The 19,556-nt window shown below is 43.7% G+C and carries 12 protein-coding genes; 4 read left to right on the plus strand and 8 right to left on the minus strand.

Annotated elements, in window-relative coordinates; all coding sequences use genetic code 11:
* Window positions 1-79: 79 nt before the first annotated feature.
* Entirely contained in the window at window positions 80-1,606 is a 1,527-nt protein-coding gene (locus ACED29_RS13925) for an EAL domain-containing protein (protein ID WP_371697890.1), read from the plus strand.
* Between the two features lie 155 nt (window positions 1,607-1,761).
* Here ACED29_RS13925 and ACED29_RS13930 read toward each other — a convergent pair whose 3' ends face one another.
* Entirely contained in the window at window positions 1,762-3,138 is a 1,377-nt protein-coding gene (locus tag ACED29_RS13930; protein WP_371697891.1) for a lyase family protein, read from the minus strand.
* A gap of 92 nt (window positions 3,139-3,230) precedes the next feature.
* On the opposite strand from ACED29_RS13930, the gene acnA reads away from it, so the two are divergent.
* Window positions 3,231-5,966, plus strand: coding sequence for an aconitate hydratase AcnA (acnA, locus tag ACED29_RS13935; RefSeq protein ID WP_371697892.1), 2,736 nt, complete (start codon window positions 3,231-3,233; stop codon window positions 5,964-5,966).
* Between the two features lie 199 nt (window positions 5,967-6,165).
* Here the strand turns inward: acnA and ACED29_RS13940 are convergent, their stop codons facing one another.
* Together ACED29_RS13940 and ACED29_RS13945 are read right to left on the minus strand one after the other, a co-directional pair.
* The gene (locus ACED29_RS13940; RefSeq protein ID WP_371697893.1) at window positions 6,166-7,710 is read right to left on the minus strand and encodes a methyl-accepting chemotaxis protein; all 1,545 of its coding nucleotides are present in this window, start codon (window positions 7,708-7,710) and stop codon (window positions 6,166-6,168) included.
* A 286-nt stretch (window positions 7,711-7,996) separates the two neighbouring features.
* Complete coding sequence (locus tag ACED29_RS13945; protein WP_371697894.1) at window positions 7,997-8,893, minus strand: LysR substrate-binding domain-containing protein; 897 nt, start codon at window positions 8,891-8,893, stop codon at window positions 7,997-7,999.
* Between the two features lie 97 nt (window positions 8,894-8,990).
* On the opposite strand from ACED29_RS13945, the gene ACED29_RS13950 reads away from it, so the two are divergent.
* On the plus strand, window positions 8,991-10,583 hold the full coding sequence (locus tag ACED29_RS13950) for an NADH-quinone oxidoreductase subunit L (RefSeq protein ID WP_371697895.1): 1,593 nt from the start codon (window positions 8,991-8,993) through the stop codon (window positions 10,581-10,583).
* Window positions 10,584-10,585: 2 nt separating this feature from the next.
* Window positions 10,586-13,006: a YbcC family protein gene (locus ACED29_RS13955; protein WP_371697896.1), complete on the plus strand. Its 2,421-nt coding sequence runs from the start codon at window positions 10,586-10,588 to the stop codon at window positions 13,004-13,006.
* Between the two features lie 358 nt (window positions 13,007-13,364).
* Here the strand turns inward: ACED29_RS13955 and ACED29_RS13960 are convergent, their stop codons facing one another.
* The 5 genes from ACED29_RS13960 to ACED29_RS13980 form a co-directional block, all read right to left on the minus strand.
* Window positions 13,365-13,787, minus strand: coding sequence for a copper resistance protein CopC (locus ACED29_RS13960; protein WP_371697897.1), 423 nt, complete (start codon window positions 13,785-13,787; stop codon window positions 13,365-13,367).
* A gap of 99 nt (window positions 13,788-13,886) precedes the next feature.
* Window positions 13,887-14,192, minus strand: coding sequence for a DUF3240 family protein (locus ACED29_RS13965; protein WP_371697898.1), 306 nt, complete (start codon window positions 14,190-14,192; stop codon window positions 13,887-13,889).
* Window positions 14,189-17,242, minus strand: a complete 3,054-nt coding sequence (locus tag ACED29_RS13970; protein WP_371697899.1) for an efflux RND transporter permease subunit — start codon at window positions 17,240-17,242, stop codon at window positions 14,189-14,191. The genes ACED29_RS13965 and ACED29_RS13970 overlap by 4 nt, the downstream gene beginning before the upstream one ends.
* Window position 17,243: 1 nt before the next feature.
* Window positions 17,244-18,275 (minus strand): membrane fusion-like protein, encoded by a 1,032-nt coding sequence (locus tag ACED29_RS13975; protein ID WP_273058683.1) that lies wholly within the window; start codon window positions 18,273-18,275, stop codon window positions 17,244-17,246.
* Window positions 18,272-19,516: a metal transporter gene (locus ACED29_RS13980; RefSeq protein ID WP_371697900.1), complete on the minus strand. Its 1,245-nt coding sequence runs from the start codon at window positions 19,514-19,516 to the stop codon at window positions 18,272-18,274. The genes ACED29_RS13975 and ACED29_RS13980 overlap by 4 nt, the downstream gene beginning before the upstream one ends.
* Window positions 19,517-19,556 lie beyond the last annotated feature (40 nt).

Genomic DNA, 19,556 nt, shown 5'->3' on the forward strand with positions numbered 1-19,556 from the left:
TTACGTCATCATAGTCGTTATATCGCGTTAATGTGGTTGGCTACTATTCATGTGTTATTACTATTTGGGGCGGCAAATTATGTCGTTTAAACATAAGTTAGTGTCATTTATCGTTAGTTTGTCTCTGGGCACTTTGTTTTTTCTATTTTTATTCTTATGGATAGAAAAACAGATTGTCGTTGAGCAAGAGCAAGCTGCAACAACCCATTTAGCCTTAATGAGTACTATTAGCAAAGACATTCAACACACTCTTGAGCGATTAGATAGGCTTGATGATCCAGTGTGTAGTAGTGAAATGTTGCTGCATATGCGCCGTGAGAATTTCCTGTCTATCTTTATCAAAGATATAGGCTATTCAGATGAAAATGGTAAATTGTTGTGTACCGCAGGTTTAGGGATAATTGTTACAAAGAGTATGGAATCTGAGCCCGACTACATTAATAACTACGGTGCAAAAGTGTGGGTAAATAAAGCGTTAGAGCTTTTTGATAGGTTACATACAGCGGTTGTCATCAAGCATAACGCTTTCAATGTAGTGATTGAGCCTGCGGAGATCAATAAATTCAGTTCTATGGGGTTCGATTGGGAAATTGTATTCAATAGAGCAAATCATTATAAACATGTGTCAGGCAGCAATAATCTATATGTCAAAGGTATCGTTGGCAGAGTGAACTTAACCCATGCCTATCAATTTCAACAATGTGATCCTGAATCATCTTACTGCGTCGCACTGAGCCTTAGTGCTGGCGAGTTTTATGAAAAAAACCGCCTGTTGATTGCTATCATTATTGCGTCATCATTTTTTCTGACATTATTTTTATATTATTTTATATCATTTAAAATCAATGGTTTTATGTCAATAAGCGCTCGGGTTAAACGAGGCGTTAAATCAAACAAGTTTTTTCCTTTATTTCAACCGATAGTCAATATTCAAACCGGTAAGATCGTCGGCTGTGAAGTGCTGGCGCGATTTGAAGATAACGAAGGTAAAATATTTCCAGATGAATTTATTCCCAAAATTAGACAGCTGGGCCTGTCATGGGAGTTTACTGAGCAACTTGTTGAAAAATCGCTGCTGCGCCTAAGTGAAAGCGGTATTGATTTGAATGGTTTTAAAGTCAATATTAATATTTTTCCTTCTGATGTTTCTAGCGGAAAAGTGTTAAAGATAATTGATCTGCCGTATGTGAATGATCATCCCATTAAGATTGTTCTTGAGATTGTAGAAGATGAACAGTTGACCGGTAAAGAGTTTGCAAACCACTTAGAGATCCTAGTGCAACATGGTTTTCTGATTGCAATCGATGATTTTGGCACTGGATATTCAAATTTAAACCAAGTGTCAAAATTGTCGTGTCATATTTTGAAAATCGATAGAAGCTTTATTAATGCCATGGAAGGAGGGTCCATCCGTTCATCATTAATACCTTATATTGTCCAAATGGCTAACGAACTACACATAGACGTTGTTGCTGAAGGTGTTGAAAACATCATGCAACATCAAGCACTTAAAAATTTAGGAATATTAAACGGGCAAGGATGGCTATACGGTAAGCCAATGAGTGCCGATGATCTTTGCCCAATAATTAAACATTTTAAGATTTAATGTTTGGTTTTATTCTATTGGCCCAACCTTGGGTTGGAGATGAGTTCAGCAAGGCAAGTTAGCGAGATTTTACCTATTCACATAAATAGGTTTCTATCTCGCCAACTCTGTTTAGCGTTAGTCTTTTGCACTCTTAGCGCTGGCTGTTGGTGGCGTTATTGATGAGGCTTCGCGAGATGCAAGGGATCGAGTATCGCAGTGAGTTCATCTTCGCTCAGCTCGGTTTCTTCCAGTGCAATGTCTAATACCGATTTATGTTCTTTATGTGCACGTTTGGCTATTTTCGCGGCCATATCGTAACCCACCACTGAATTGAGTGCGGTGGCAAGAATAGGATTTTTCTTCAACACTTGAGTCAAGTTGTCGGTATTGGGCGCAAAATCTGCAAATACCTTATCCGTCATGGATTGGCAGGCATGGGTTAATAAATCTATGCTGGAGAGTAACTTGTCTGCAATCAGTGGCAGCATGACATTTAATTGAAAATTACCCGATTGCGCCGCGATGGTTATGGTCGTTTCATTACCGATCACTTCAGCGGCAATCATGGCAACCGCCTCCGGAATAACCGGATTAACCTTACCGGGCATTATCGATGAACCAGGTTGCAGCGCGGTTACACTAATTTCTTGTAGTCCGGCGATAGGGCCTGAGTTCATCCAGCGTAAATCATTGGCAATTTTCATTAAGGTGATCGCCAATCCTTTGAGCGCCGAAGCCACGGCAAGAGTGTGATCTTGGCTACTCATGTATAAGGCCGGTACAGGTGCCGCCTGCCAAGGATGCTGGTCTTGCTGCTGTAAATAATCACAAGCGAGTTTGGCAAAACACGGATCACAATTAATCCCAGTGCCAACCGCAGTGCCGCCCAAAGGTAAATGATGTAAGTTGAGCTCTGCTTGTTGGAGCTTCGCTTGAGCAGCATTGAGCTGTAGTCGCCAACATTGTAGTTCTTGCCCTAAGGTAATGGGCATAGCGTCCATTAAATGAGTGCGTCCAGTTTTGACCAAATTTGCATGCTCATCGGCCAAAAACGCTAATTTGTCACTTAAGCTATTAATGGCCGGATACAGTAGAGCCTTTAAATGCCGCACTGTACTGATGTGAATACCGGCAGGCACCACATCGTTGCTGCTTTGGCCCATATTGACATGATCGTTGGGGTGAACTTTATCCTGCAAAATGTCGCTGGCTAAGCTGGCAATCACTTCGTTAACATTCATATTGGAACTGGTGCCTGAACCGGTTTGGAACAGATCCAGTGGGAAATGGGTTGAAAAGTCGAGCTGTTTACTGGCGGTAATCGCTTGTTGGATCGCCGCCGCCATGGCGTTATCCAGCAAACCTAACTGACTATTAGCGTGTGCTGCCGCTGATTTTATGTCGAGTAGGGCAACGATTGCCGGTGTAGGAAAACGCCGCTCTGAAAATTGAAAATTATCCTGTGCTCGCTGGGTTTGTGCCTGATAATAAACATCATTTGGCACTTCAACTTTACCCATGCTGTCATATTCTATACGTATCTTACTCATAATATTTCCGACTCGATTTTTGATTGGGATATGTTAGTGTGTTCACTAAGCTTAGCAGGAAGTACTCATAAACGTTTATAGGGAGATCATTAATGAAAGACTCTATGCAATTATTGAAACAACTTGAAAGTAATGGAAAAAATTTCCGATATTACAGCTTTGACCGGTTAGCCGAACACTTCGATTTATCCCGCTTACCCTTTGCGGCAAAAATATTATTAGAAAATCTACTGCGCTATGAAAATTCGGAGTTTGTCCAGCCAAAGGATATTGAAACCTTGGCCCGCTGGGATTTAGATGACTGGTCTGAAACCGAAATTGCCTTTGTCCCATCCCGGGTCATTTTACAAGATTTTACCGGTGTACCTTCAGTCGTCGATTTAGCCGCCATGCGTGATGCCATTATAACGCTAGGTGGTAATGCCGCCGCGATTAATCCGCTGAACCCGGTAGAGCTGGTTATTGACCACTCTGTGATGGTCGATGTATTTGCCGAAACAGGGGCATTGCAACAAAATACTGCCATTGAAATCCAACGAAATCGCGAACGATATCAGTTTTTGCGTTGGGGTCAGCAAGCCTTCGATAACTTTAAAGTCGTGCCGCCAGGGCGCGGTATCGTGCATCAAATCAATCTAGAATATCTGGCAAGAGTGGTTTTTGTTAAAGAAGATGAAGATAACTTATTGTATCCAGACACCTTAGTCGGAACCGATTCCCATACCACCATGATCAACGGCTTGGGTGTGTTAGGGTGGGGCGTGGGCGGTATTGAGGCTGAGGCTGCGATGTTAGGCCAACCAGTGACTATGTTGTTACCCGAGATAGTTGGTTTTGAATTTGTCGGCAAATTGCCTCCTGGGGTTACCGCTACCGATCTGGTGTTAACCGTAACTGAACAACTGCGCTCATTTGGCGTGGTCGGCAAGTTCGTCGAGTTTTTTGGTGCCGGGGTTGATCAATTAACCTTGGCCGATAGGGCGACCATTGCCAATATGGCGCCAGAATACGGTGCCACCTGTGGCATTTTCCCGATCGACCAACAAACGCTAGATTACCTAAAGCTTACTGGTCGTGATCCAGAGCATATCGAGCTGATCAAGACATATCTTAAAAAGATGGGCATGTGGGCCAGTGCATCCGATAACAAAGCCTGTTATCACGCCAGCTTACAACTGGATTTAGGCAGTATTGTGCCTTCTATCGCAGGTCCTAAAAGGCCACAGGACAGAATTGCACTTGAGCAAGCTGGAGTCAGTTTCCGTCAGTGGTTAGACAGTCAGATCCCTGTTAGCCAAGTCGACGCTGAAGGTAAAGATGAGCTGGCAAGCGAGGGTGGCCCATCGGTGCAAGTCCCCGTCGTCGATGGTAGCGCAGGTGTTGCGTGTCGTTATCGAGATAAAGACTTTGTGCTCGAAGCCGGCGCTGTGGTGATAGCTGCGATAACCAGCTGTACTAATACCTCTAATCCATCAGTGTTAATCGCCGCTGGACTATTGGCCAGAAATGCCCGTAAAAAGGGTTTACAGGTTAAACCTTGGGTAAAAACCAGCTTTGCACCTGGCTCGCAGGTCGTGACAGATTATTTAATAAAATCAGGTCTTAATGTCGATTTAGATGCTCTAGGCTTTCAGTTAGTTGGCTACGGTTGCACTACCTGTATTGGTAATTCCGGCCCATTGCCTCAGCCCGTCAGTGAAGCGATACAACAGGGCAGGCTGAAGGTGTGTTCGGTGTTATCGGGCAATCGTAACTTTGATGGTCGCATCCATCCAGAAGTACAAGCCAATTACTTAGCATCGCCGCCGCTGGTGGTGGCATATGCATTGGCCGGTAATATGAAAGCCGATATGGTCACTGAACCACTGGGTGAAGATGCCAATGGCAAAGCCGTCTATTTAAAAGATATCTGGCCAGACAATCAGGAAATCCAACAGGTTATGGCCAGCGCGGTGCAAAGCGAGATGTTTGTTTCCCGTTATGCCGATGTATACAGCGGTGATGTAGACTGGCAAGGACTTGAGGTAGTGCAGAGCCAAAAATATAACTGGCCTGATTCCACTTATGTTAAACAACCGCCATTCTTTGATGGGATCAGTGCAGAGGTCCCCCAAATTATGGGTATCGACAATGCCCGTTGTTTACTTAAGTTGGGTGATTCGGTCACTACCGACCATATTTCACCCGCGGGCTCTATTGCACCAGACAGCCCAGCCGGAGATTATTTACAGCAAGCAGGGGTTGCCATTAAGGACTTTAACTCTTACGGTTCACGCCGCGGCAACCATGAAGTCATGATGCGCGGCACCTTTGCCAATGTAAGGCTAAGAAATTTGCTGGCGCCAGGGACCGAAGGTTGCTGGACTCGCTTGATGCCGACAGGTGAGTCGATGACAGTATTTGATGCTGCCATGTATTATCAGCAACATAACACAGCGTGTATTGTGCTTGCGGGTAAGGAGTACGGTACTGGCAGCTCACGCGATTGGGCGGCGAAAGGGCCTGCACTTTTGGGAGTAAAAGCGGTTATCGCACAAAGTTATGAACGTATTCACCGTTCTAATTTGGTTGGCATGGGTATTTTGCCGTTGCAGTTTATGCCTGATGACAGTGCGGAGTCGCTAAATCTTACCGGTGAAGAGCAATTCAGTATTCCTGCTGTAAGCGCCGATCAGAAAACCGTCAATGTGTCAGTGATTGACAAAGCGGGTAAGCAACGTTTGTTTGAAGCTAAAATCCGTATTGATACGCCTAATGAGTTCAGTTATTACCGACATGGCGGTATTTTGCATTATGTATTACGCAATTTGGCTAAGTCGTCTAGCTAAGTCATTGAGGTGTATTTCAGTTGAACAGGGCGTTAAATAGCCTGTAAATGGGCCCAAGTTGCATGACTTGGGCCTCTTTTTTGGAATCGAGATGAGCTGTGGCAGCGATGGCTGGGGAGGCGTTATTTACTTGTATTGAGTTTAGATATCGCCGCTAGCTATATTCCCAAAACGATTGTGACCGAAATAATGCAGGGTATTAATTTTCTGCCTTGTAGCCAATTCTAAATCCGCCCCAATGTTTACCGTTAACATAAATTGGGGCTGAGAGATCATGCATCACTTCGCCGGTATCTCGTTTATATGTTTGCAATAAGAAACTTTCAACGTTACTGCCGCAGCGTTTACCTGTTGGATCATCAAAAATACGCTTGGTGCGATTACCGGCAAGATCGCGTTCGCGATTTCCGGTTAACGCTTGGGTAAATTTGCGGTTATGAGTGGGGAAATATCCTCTAACATCCACCGCACCAGCATAAATAATATCGGCATTATTATCTAAAATAGCTTCTTGAATACTCGGTAAATTTGAGTCGGTAAAACGATCAAAACCTGTGGTGAACTTTTGTGGGTTGGTATTAGGAATGGGTTGGTAATTTGAATCAAATAATTGCGCCTGTGTAAGCGAACCTTTAGTTAAGGCTTGTTCAAAAATAGCGCCGACATTGGCCGCAGCATTCAAAGCTACTTTGGCGATGACGGCATGTTTATCGGATAATTCAAAATGTTGTAGATGACGGAATATCTGTTCTGCAAAGCCACTTAGCACGAGCACCCTATCTGAAGCTTCAATTAAATCAGTATCGACTTTAAGGATAGAAGCGCCAATGCCTTCAATATTTGCCCCAATACCATTGGTATTATCAACGGTAAAATTAACGGTTTGATCCATTTGCAGCATTTCGCTCGCGGCACTGGCCATGCTTTCTTGACTGGCTTTGGTGAGTATATAAATTTCATTCATCCGACTAGACAGTTTGCCGCCCATATCACTGACTTGTTGCATGGCTTGTACTGATTGAATACTGTTTTGACCAATTTCGGATAGCAATGACTCAATACCTTGGGTTGCTTCGGCCGTTTTATGAGCCAAATTGCGCACTTCATCGGCAACGACTGCAAACCCTCTGCCTTGCTCTCCAGCTCTGGCGGCCTCAATGGCAGCATTGAGTGCCAGCATATTAGTTTGATCAGACAGTTTATTAATCGTATCTGTGATGCTGCTGATCGCGCTGGCTTTATTTTTTAGTTCGATGAGTAATACTGCAGTGGATTCAATTTCAGTCGACAATTTTTGTTGTTGTTCATCCACTTGCTTTATTTCTTCGGCGTAGCTAGACGCTTGTGTACTGGCTTCTTCAACTAGCGCTCGTACATTGGCTGATTGGCCTAATAGTTGTTGAGCACCTTGTTCTAAATTGCTGGCGCGTTGTGAGATTTCTTGAACATGCTTAACTTGTAAACCCATTGCGTGTGCGAGTTTTTCAATAAAAAATGATACTTCGGCTCCGCCAATGGCTATTCGAGTGGCGGCTTTATTTATGCCATTGGCAACGTGTTCATCTTGTTGAGATGAGTCCGTGTTATCTGCAGCTATAGGTTTTTTTTGGGTAAGCAGTAAGGTGATAACAGAGGCAACCGCGACTAAAAATGCATATAGCCATGAAGGTAGAGATAAAAAACTCAGCAGCATTGCTAAGGTAAATATCACTAAACCATTAATCAACATTATTTTAGTTAGCATGAAGACTCCAATCCATTTTTATTCAGATTAGCACTCTATATGTCATTGTAGGCTATCGACTTTGGTCTAAGCTTAAATAATCTACTCAATATGTTCAGTGTGTCGTTAAGTGATATTTACCAATGTTTTAAGCTAACTAATTTCCCTCGAATAGGCCAAAACGCATTCACCGCAAGGGATCTGAAATGAACAGCCACGGATTAGGCTTTATGCTCGACAATTTAGCGTCGACATAGTCATTTCTGCGGGCTTAGCGATATCATTGGCGAACAAATATGGATAGACATTAATCACTAAATGCAGGATCAAGCTGCTGCTTCAATAGTGCTAATAACACCTCAGGTACAAATTTTCGTTGGGTGGTAATGGCATAGAAATTTTCATAAACATTGGGTAAGTGCTGATACACATTTAAAATTCCCTGTTCAATTTCGTCTTTAACAACCACCGGAGGTAACACAACCAGTGCGCCACTGTCGCGGGCTAAAAGACGCAGCATGGCCATGTCATCGGCTTCTGCTTGCACATCGGGTTGATATTGCCAGGTCGCGCAAAAGGAATTAAATGCTGCCCTAATTTCAGTATTTTTACCCGGTAGAACCCAGCGCATGTCTTGATAACCTTCCGGGAAACTGGCGTTTATCCGGTTAGCTTTGGGGCCCACAATCGCCAAAGGTTGCCTGGAGACCAACTGGGTTTGCCATAATGGATCTTTTTTATCGACACTGATAGGTCGATTAGTCAGTACTAAATCCAGTTCGTGATCCGCCAGTCCGTTTAATAGATCACTCATGCCTCTGGCCGATAAAGAAAAGCTCACATTAGGATTGGCCAGCAACGGGCTGATAAAATTCTCCACAAAGTTACGCGATAATGTGGTTAAGACCCCAATAGATAAATGCTGCTTTTCACTCATACTGCCTTTGCGTAAAAAAGACTCCAACTCTTCGCCTTTACCGAATATATCATCGGCATAAGCCAATACACGATGACCATGCACCGTTAGGTTGAGGCGTCGTGCTCTGCGCTCAAACAACTCAACATTCATGTTGTGTTCAAATTGCTTAATTTGTGCCGACAATGCTGACTGAGAAATATGCAGGTCTTTAGCGACTTGCGTCAGGTTGCCTACAACAGCGACACGCCAAAAATAATAAAGGTGATGATAATTAAGACGACTCATTATAGTTAACCAAAACAGAACGTTTTATTAGTTTATATATATTTTTATTAAATATACAGCTCTGACATACTCTGTTGACTAAAAGAAGAGGCAGTTTATGAATATCGCGTTATCGTCCGTTTTTTTATTATGTATTCCCATTACGTTACTTTTGGCTAGCGCCCTGAGTGGGCGTTTGAGTGACCGTGCGAGGTTTAATAATAAATCTACATGGTTAATTAAGCTCAGCGGTCTTATTGTTGTGCTCTATATTACAGCCTTGGTGGTAAGTATTGCGTTACCGAGTCTTCACGCTGATGCGCAATATATTAGCCAATCACGACTCAGCCTCTTGATGATGGGGCTAGTGGTCTTTATGAGTGTTATTTTAATCGCATTTTCGCGTAATTATATGGCGGGCGAACCTCGTAGCGGCACTTATTGGCACTGGCTACTGAATATTCTCGCGGCAGTGTCTGTGGTAGTGATTAGTAACCATTTATTATTATTCTGGCTCGGTTGGGTATCAATTAGCTTAGCCTTGCATAAGCTTTTAACCTTCTATCCTGAACGCCCTCGCGCGGCGCTGGCTGCACATAAAAAATTCCTCTTAGCACGCACCGCAGAAACCTCGTTATTGGCTGCAATTATATTGTTGTATCAGCAGCACGGCAGCTTATTGATAAGTGATTTACTTAGCCACTTTAATGCGGTGGCCACAAACGACAACTTACAACTAACGACCGTCGATCATATTGCTGCAGTGCTAATTGCACTCACGGCCTTAATTAAATGTGCGCAATTACCGGTACACGGCTGGTTGATACAGGTTGTAGAAGCGCCGACACCGGTAAGTGCTTTACTGCATGCAGGGGTCATTAACCTCGGTGGTTTCTTGCTGATTTTATTTGCGCCCTTGTTTATTCAATCTACTGTCGCGCAGTGGCTAGTGCTAATTGTTGCAGGATTAACCACTGTGATGGCGGCATTAATCATGACCACTCGAATTAGCATTAAAGTGCGTTTAGCTTGGTCTACCAGCGCGCAAATGGGCTTGATGTTAGTTGAATGTGCATTAGGGGTGTTTGAATTAGCCTTACTGCATTTATTAACGCACTCAGTTTACAAAGCCTATGCATTTTTGAATTCAAGCAGTGCGGTTTATGAAGACATGCAAAGGCGTCTTGCGCCAGCGGCCAATCCTAAGATGATAGATTGGATAGTGGCAGGGGTATTTTCAAGCATTATCGTCTCGATGGCAGTGATGGTTATAGACTATCAAGGAGTATGGAGTGTTTGGTTGTTATTGGTATTAGCGCTCACCATGTTATTGGCTCAGCGCCACAGTGAGCGACTGCGCAGCAGCATGATGCCCGTTTTCCTCTTAAGCATATTATTAGTGATCAGTTACAGCGGGTTTAAGTGGTTGTTTGGGGCCATCATTCCCGCCACGTCAGCCATGCATGTTGAGGCGTTAAGTGCGGTCGATATTGTCGCAATACTGTTATTTGTCAGTTTGTTTGTGCTCAATTGGATGTTGCGTTATCAGCCACATAGACCCTCAATACATCATTTACATATCGCCTTATTTGCTGGTTTATATTTAGATGAATGGCTCACTCGATTGACGTTACAAGTGTGGCCAGTGCAGTTGCCAGCACCCAGCAATAATAAAGTGTTAGATAAAGCCACCGAAGTTGAGGAAGTATGACCATGAGTATCGCAGTTAAATCACCTTTGATAGCGCAACTGACTGATAGCCAGCAGGCAAAATTAACTTCCGCGGGTAACAACATTGCCCCGACATGGCCGCTCGATAAAATGATTGCTGTTAATCCATTTTGGCAAATGCGTGAGCAACCGATTGAACAAGTGTCGGCGCGAGTATCGGCACTCGATCGTATTCAGTGTTTAATGCCCAAAGGTTATTATCAGCATTTATATGCACAAGGCGACATTAGCCAGCATGCGTTGTTACTAGCGGCTGAGCAACAAGAGGTTGCAATGTCAGTGGATCAGCTTGAAGCCTTTCTTGAACAAGCCGATGATCTGACTCATTTTCACAATATTGCCGATTTATTAGATAATCAACGCGACCGATACAAAATGGCATGGCGGGATGAAATCATTCATCAAATCAGTCAATTTTGTGCCGCATATTATCAACAGTTGCGGCCCATTTTGCCTTGTCGTGATAGTTCAGCGCAGCCAGATCTATACTGTCATTGGCTCGAGGTTACCGGTCGGGATCGCGGCCTGAGTATTATTATGGATGAGCCAGGCTTGCTGCACTATTTCAAACAATTACCGCAAGATGCACCGACCTTGCTCGCAGAAGCTGTTGCTGAGTTGGGGATTGATGACACTGTAATCGAGTCTTATGCCCATGCATTGTTACTTGATATTAATGGCTGGGCTTCTTGGGTCGCCTATTTGCGCTGGCAAGGAGACTTGCAGGCAACGCCGAGCGATGAAATGCTGCAACTACTGGCAATTCGTATGGCTTGGGAGTTAGTGATTTGGCGTTACTTAAAAGCACAACAAGCGGACAGTTTTATTCACTTAGCCGCGCTTTGGATGCGTGAAAAAGATCAACTGCCGCATTTACTCACGCAGCATGAGCAAGCACAACAGCCCCTTTGGGTGTGGGCAAAGGCAGCTGAACTGAGTTATCAACACAAGCTGAACACTCAGTTAGTGAATGCTCAAAAGCACCCTATAACAGCGCCAAAGTTACAGGCCGCATTTTGTATCGACGTTCGTTCAGAGGTCATACGCCGGGCGTTAGAAAATCAGAGTGATGATATCCAAACCATGGGGTTTGCGGGCTTTTTCGGATTACCTATCGAGTATCAACCGCACGACAGTGAATTGTCTCGCCCTCAGTTACCGGGATTGTTACAGCCGATCATCCGTGTGTCTGAATGGCGTGATACACAGGCTCAAACCGATACACTAAATAGCAAGGCTCGTTGGCAAACCTGGTCACAAGCTGCGCCGTCAGCATTTTCTATGGTGGAATCCATGGGCTGGCTCTATGCTTTTAAAATGCTCAAAAAATCATTTTTTGCCAAACAAACCCACAATCCTGTTAATGCACTGACTCATCAAAAAAGCTGGATCTTACGTAAAAATGATCAGCTACTGTCGTTAACCGATAAAGCTGAACTGGCTAAAGGTATCCTAAATGCCATGGGATTAAGCCAATTCTCACCTACGGTATTATTGGTCGGACATGGAAGCCACACCACCAATAACTTACATGCTGCGGGCTTGGATTGTGGTGCCTGTGGCGGTCAAACTGGTGAAGTAAACGTGCGGGTTTTAGCCCAATTATTAAATGAGCAAGATGTACGTAAAGCATTGTTAGATCTAGAGGTTGTAATTCCTAGCACGACCCATTTTGTGGCCGCATTGCATAACACCACCACAGATCATATTGATTGCTTTGATACCGATATCGATCCCGTCCTAGTCTCATGGCTAACAGCGGCTACAGAAACGGCGCAGCGAGAGCGTTTGGTTCACATCTCCCCAGAGTTAGCTGGTAGCAGTGCAGCTGAATTAGATCGATTTTATATTCAGCGCAGTAATGATTGGTCTCAAGTGCGTCCAGAATGGGGTTTGGTAAACAATGCCGCTTTTATTGTGGCACCTCGATCTTGGACCAGAAATGTCAATCTGCAAGGTCGAAGCTTTTTACATGATTACCAATGGCAAAATGATGCTGACTTTGGCGTTTTAGAATTGATCATGACCGCGCCTATGGTGGTAACCAATTGGATTAATATGCAATATAACGCATCGGTGAGCGATAATGTTAAATACGGCAGTGGTAATAAGTTACTGCATAACGCTGTCGCGGGTCATATTGGTGTGTTTGAAGGTAACGGTGGTGATTTACGTATTGGCCTGTCGATGCAAACGTTGCATGATGGCCAAAAATGGATGCATCAACCGCAACGTTTAGCTGTGTATCTCGCTGCACCAAGAGAGCCCATTGAGCAGATCACGGCTAAACATGACAATGTGCGCTGGCTTGTCGATAACCAATGGTTGTATTTACTGCGCTGGTCAGATGAAGGCGTAATTGAACGTTACTATCAGGGGCAGTGGTTACCACAAGCGGCTTAACATTTGTCGCCCTGTAACGTTAGTGCAGGTGGTAACAATTATAATGAGTCGCGATTATTTTTATCAGTCGTCCGTTGGCGTATGAACCTCGCGTAGAGGTCAATACGCCTTGGAAATAGGTTTACCGAGTCATACTGGCCTAACAAGGACTTCATTTTGCTATCGCTTTTTATTCCATGTTGAGCGCTTACTGTCCGACTTTTCACAAGCCACATAATGGATACTGTTGGCGTATTTGATATGTTAAATCGCTTTAACCCCGCGGATCATCTCGAACTGTATTGGTGATGATCTGCGAGTAAGTAAATGCTTTAGTCGCTAATTCGCAATCTTGTGAGCCAAACTATCGGCAAATTATTTAATGATGCAATTTGTTATGCAGGATAGCGTACTTATGTTTTTTGGTTGATGGACGAGGGTAGCTATCGTCATCTTCAATGGTTAGCTTAAGCGTTCCCTTTTTAGCGACGTTATCATGATTATGGACCTGCCATAAAACAACATAATCAGTCGGCATAAGTGAGGGTATCTCAACAGAAAAGACCTTGCTTTCACCTTTCGGCACTTGAATGTTTAAATTGAGCCCGTAGCCATCCATGTCGTTAAGCGTTAGTGAATCTAACGTCACTATTTCATCAAATGACAGCTTTATTTTACTCGCAGGCGCCATAATAAACTCAACCGCCACAGCGCTATTATTGGACGTTAATTCGTTGGCCACAACACTATTTGTGACCAACACAATAGATAAGAATAATCCTAAACCGTGGTAGATTTTCATCTCAACGCCTTACCATTTTACTCAATAGCGACCGCAAACCGGTGTAAGTTTATCGCTTGTTTGACACAAGATGCTTTAGTCCGATTGCTATTATTTCGGCTAACATAAGGTGCCGGTATGCACGATTGGCGTGATCCAGTAACGACACGGATTATGTTTGCACACTAGCGCAAGGGCGCTCAATAATGCTTGCTGCTGATCAACTGGATGCATAATTTCAAATTTACAAAATTCTCGGTAACCTTCAACCTGTTCCTTAATATTAAAGTGACTATGTTCGCGACTAAAACCACAAATATCACTTAGGCTAAAACCTGATAAGAAATCCAGCTCGATTAAAGTATCGACAATATCATCCTTGATATCATTTTGAGCGATCAGCACTAACAATTGCTCAGTGATCATTTACGTTTCTCCAGCCAGTAATAAAGAATTGGTAATAAATAAAGTGTTGTAATGGTTGATGTTAACAAACCACCAATCACAACAATGGCTAACGGTTTTTGGATTTCAGCCCCAGGACCAGAAGCAAATACCAACGGCATTAAGCCAAACATTGCTGTCGTGGCTGTCATCAAGATGGGTCGTAAGCGCCTCGCGGCACCCTGTTCTACTCGTGCTAATAAACCACTGAATAGATGCTTGGTTTGCTCGTAATAACTCACCATCACGACACCATTAAGTACCGCTACGCCAAGCAGGGCAATAAACCCAACCGATGCCGGTACCGACAAATATTCGCCAGACAAATATAAGCTTACAATACCGCCCATCATGGCAAATGGCACGTTGGCGAGGATTAAACCGGCTTTCGCTAATGATCCAAAGGTAGTGAACAAAATCAGCGTGATTAACGCAATTGCAATGGGGATAACCAAGAGTAAATTATTAGTCGCACGTTGTTGGTTTTCAAACTCGCCACCAAAGCTGACACTGTATCCGCTAGGGAACTTAATATCGGCCGTGATTTTCGCGTTGAGCTCTTCAACAAAGCTGACGATATCGCGCCCTTGAACGTTAGTGGTGATCACCGAGAAACGGTCACCTTGCTCACGTTCAATTAAGATAGGTCCTTCTTTATAGCTTAACTTAGCCACATCAGTTAAACGCTTTAAGGAATGATCTGGCATCACCAATAACTGATTTTTCAGTTCATGAATGCTGCTTAAGCCACCTTGATTATTGGCTATCAGAACTGGAGTACGCTTTTTACCCTGTAGCACTTCGGTAACAATTACCCCTTCAAGTTGACTCTTTAAATAGCGAGCAAACTCCATGGTGCTCATGCCAAATCCACGCGCCATTTCATTGTCTAAGGTTAAGTTAATAAAAGGACTGCCTTCAATCATCGACATTTTGACATCGATACTGCCAGCCGTTGCACTAACAAGCTGTTCTATTTGCGCGGTTAATTGCCCTAGAGTATCGATATCGGTACCAAATACCTTAATCGCTACATCACCAATACTGCCGGTGAGCATTTCCGAAACGCGCATTTGGATCGGCTGGGTAAAGTTAAAATTAACTCCAGGATACTTAAGCAACTCGCTGCGAATCGCCTCAATTAATTGCTCTTTAGAATCAAATCGCCACTCATCGCGTGGGGCCAGTTCTAAAAACACATCGGTTTCATTTAGGCCCATTGGATCTAAACCCATTTCATCAGCTCCGGTACGAGCAACCATCTGCTTAATTTCAGGAACCGCAGCAAGCAAGGTCTGCTGAATTTGCTTATCTATCGCAATAGAGGCAGCAAGCGAGATAGAAGGCGACTTTTCTAACTGTAAAATAATGTCACCTTCATCTAAGGTCGGCATAAAGGTTTTACCCACTAAGCTAAACAAGCCTAAACTGACGATGAGTAAGGCAAACGCGATGATCATAAAAGGCTTTTTATGGTTAAAAGTACTTTTAAGGCTGCGAAGATACGCGGCTTTTAATTTCTCGATAGCCTTAGGTTCTTGGGCTGACTTTTCATTCACCAGATAAGACGCCACCACAGGAATAACGGTGAGTGATAACACCAATGCAGACAACATGGCGAACACAATCGTCACGGCGACTGGAGTAAACAGTTTACCCTCCAGCCCCGTAAGTGTCAGTAATGGCGAAAACACTATCATTACAATGACAGTGCCCGATACCACCGGAATTGCGACATCTTTCGTGGCGCGATAAATAAGGTGTAAACGGGGTAACCGTTGCTTAGTCGCAATCAGGTTGACCATGTTTTCAACCACCACTACGGAAGAGTCGACTAACATACCTATGGCGATCACTAATCCACCTAAGCTCATAAGGTTGGCGGAAAGATCAAATAGGTCCATCATTAAAAAGGTTGTTAATGCCGCGAGAGGCAAAGACAGCGACACCACCAAAGCGGCGCGGACGTTGCCTAGAAACAGTGCCAGTAGCACAATAACTAGCAGTACAGCCTCAAACAATGCACTCGAAATGGTATCGATGGCGGTATTAATGAGGTTTGCGCGATCATAGAAGGTATTAATCACACTGCCTTCAGGTAATGTGGCGCTGATTTGATCAAGCTTTTCTTTAATACTACTGACCACTTTGGCCGTGTTAGCATTTTTAAGAGCAATAATTAACGCTTCAGCAGCTTCTTCACCGTCTTTGGTTACTGCGCCATAACGAGCTAAATGACCAATCTGAATATCTGCTAAGTCTCGAAGGCGGTATACCTTGGCATCATCAACCTTAATAACCAGTTGCTTTAGCTCATCAATATTATCAATTCGACCTTCAGCACGGACAATAATAGTATCAGTGCCGATAGTGAGTTTTCCGGCACCTTCATTGTGGTTATTATCAATAATGGCTTGTTGAAGTGAGGCAAAACTCACCCCAGCAGCGGCCATCGCAGACGGATTAGGATTAATGCTAAAACTCTTAGCATAACCGCCTAAAATATTGACATCGGCCACTCCAGCAACGGTGCGCAGTAGTGGACGAATCTCCCACTCCAGTAGCTGTCTGCGTTCCATTAGAGATAAATTAGGGTTTTCCAGAGTGAACATAAAAATCTCACTCAATGGTGTACTCATAGGTGCAACACCACCCGATACCCCTTGCGGAAAACTGTCCCACACTGCGGCAAGTCGCTCGCTCACTTGCTGTCTGGCCCAATAGATATCAGTCCCTTCAGTAAAGTCTAGGGTAATGTCGCTGATGGCATATTTGGTGGTTGAACGTAAAATAGCCTGATTAGGTATCCCCAATAATTCAGTTTCGATAGGCACGGTAATTTGTGCTTCGATTTCTTCAGGGGTCATGCCTGGCGCTTTTAAAATGATCTTAACCTGAGTCGGTGAGATATCAGGAAAAGCATCTAGCGGAATAGCAAACCAAGCGCGAGCACCAGCGAGCATTAATATCAGCGCGACAATCAGAACAAATATGCGCTGAGTCAGCGAAAAACGGATGACGGATGCGAGCATATTATTCGCCTCCTAAGCCAAGTAATATCCCTTTAACAGCCGCAACAGATTGAGATAATACTTGAATTTGGCTTAGGTCTTGATCGCTCGCAACAATATATTCATCAGAGGTCGAACCTAAAATATCGATACTGAGCGCCGATAATGTTTGCGCTGTTTGGATAAAGATTTGGCTCTCTTGTTGCCAGCTAAATACGCTATTTTTAGGTAACATATACACGGCTTTTTGATACTCGGGTATCACAGTGATTTGTTGGCCTAACAGTAAGTTACACTCTTGAGGTACCGGCTTTGACCATGCCGTTAAAAACACACCATCAGCAATAGCCGATACTTCATCTATCGAAATATGACACTGATTAATATTTACTGCAGATAATGACGTTGATTGGCTCATGGGCACATTGACTTTAACCCTTATGCTGTCCGCAGGTACTAGCGAAAATAGCTGGGCTCCTGCGGTGTAAGGACTATTGAGATGATTCAGATTGACAATGCCTGCAACAGGGGCAATCACCACTAATGATTCTGTTTTGGCATCGATACTTTGCACCATCTCCATAAAATGCTGCATATGTTCGTATTCAAGATGAGTGCTGAAATAATCTTGGCTGATCTCACGCCACTTTTCCGTGCTAATACTGCCACTTTCTAATAATGGTTTATTACGGTCGTAACGCTGCTTGGCTAGTTGATAAAGACTTTTAGCAGCCTCTATTTGAGCCAGAAAATGAAACACTTCAGGACCCGTCAACCTCACAATCGCTTGACCTTTGGTAACGATTTGCCCCTGACCGACTAAGAAAGTCACTTGTTGGATATTCTCAGGGGTCATAACCCAATAATCATTACCGGGTAAACGCTCAATTTGTGCTGGCAGTGAACTACCTTCATAACTGGCTACTTTTCGAGGCTGGATATAGCTCAATTCTAAGTTACCCAAATCTTCAAGCGATATCGACTCCGCGGACGCGATACTGGCTAATAAATAAAAAGGTACGCATAAAAGGCTAACGCCAAATTTGGCCATCATAATGAAATTCCTAAGGCTTGCAGTTGCTGAGAATGAAGTTGTTGCTGAGTGACTTGGTTAAGCGCTAATTGCGATTCAGTATCAAGCGCGTCCATATAGCGACGCAGCCAGATTTCATAGCCAATTTGATTGTGATCTTTCACTTTGGCTAAATGTTCGGTGATGGTTCTGCTTAAAGACAGTCCGCGCTGCAGTAACGCCTGTTGTTGGCGAAGACTTTGCTGTTGCATAGCCAGTTTTTCTGTTTGGGTCTTTAATTCAAGATAGATGCGTTCACTGTTTAGGCTTTGTTCTTGATAATCTTTTTGCCAAATAGACAGATCACTTTGTGATAGTGCCGAGCCAAAACTCAGCGGTACGCTAATCCCTAGGCCTAAATGTTGGTCATTAAATTGATCGCCAGCGGTTTCTTTTGCCGTTAATGACACAGTCCAAGGATCTTGCTCTCCCGCTTGCTGACTTTTGATCATTAACAACTGTTGCTGCTGTTGCAGTGATTGCAAGCGCCACAATGGATGCTGCATTAAGGCCGTGTTAACCGCATCAGGGTTAGCAGAGTCAGGAACAGACACAGGGTACGGTTGTTCTTCAATTTGCTCAGGCACTTCATTTCGGCCTGTTAACGAGCGAAAAAGCGATAGTGCATCAGCTTGCTGCTGCTTAAGATCAATTTGGGCTAGATCAATGTCAACGCGCTCACGTTCTAACAATAATAAATTCACTAAAGGTAACTCTCCAGCATCGGAAAGTTGTTTTTGTTGAGTGTGTAATTTTTCGAGTAAGGTGGCTTTGCGATTGAGCTGGCTAAGTTTGACCGATGCGATGCGATGCTCCCACATGCTTTGCCTGAGCAAACCAGATAAGTACAGTCTTTGTAATGCGACCTGCTGACCTTGTAAGTCCTGGGTCAATTGTCTCAACTGTTTATCACTAGAGTGCAAACTGAATGATTTGATAGGTAGGTTAAGGGATACTTCTTGCTCATAAATGTTACTATTATCAAGGTCGCTAAGGTAACTTAAGTTAATACTGGGTAAGCCAGACAACCAAGTTGAACTGCTTAACTCCACCCCGCGGACATCATTGGTTGACATCTTGTTAGCTTGTGTCGCTTTTAACCTATCTTGGCTGATTTGCAACAGCTGTGGCAGTTGGTTATTAGGCGTTGCATAGCTGTAAGTACCACAACTTATAAACGCGATGAGAAGACATATCTTGATACTAAACTTAACAGCAGACATAAGTGATTTCTGTAACCCAAAATGTATAATCATAATATTC

The organism is Shewanella sp. 5S214, from assembly GCF_041439795.1.
Taxonomy (GTDB): domain Bacteria; phylum Pseudomonadota; class Gammaproteobacteria; order Enterobacterales; family Shewanellaceae; genus Shewanella; species Shewanella vesiculosa.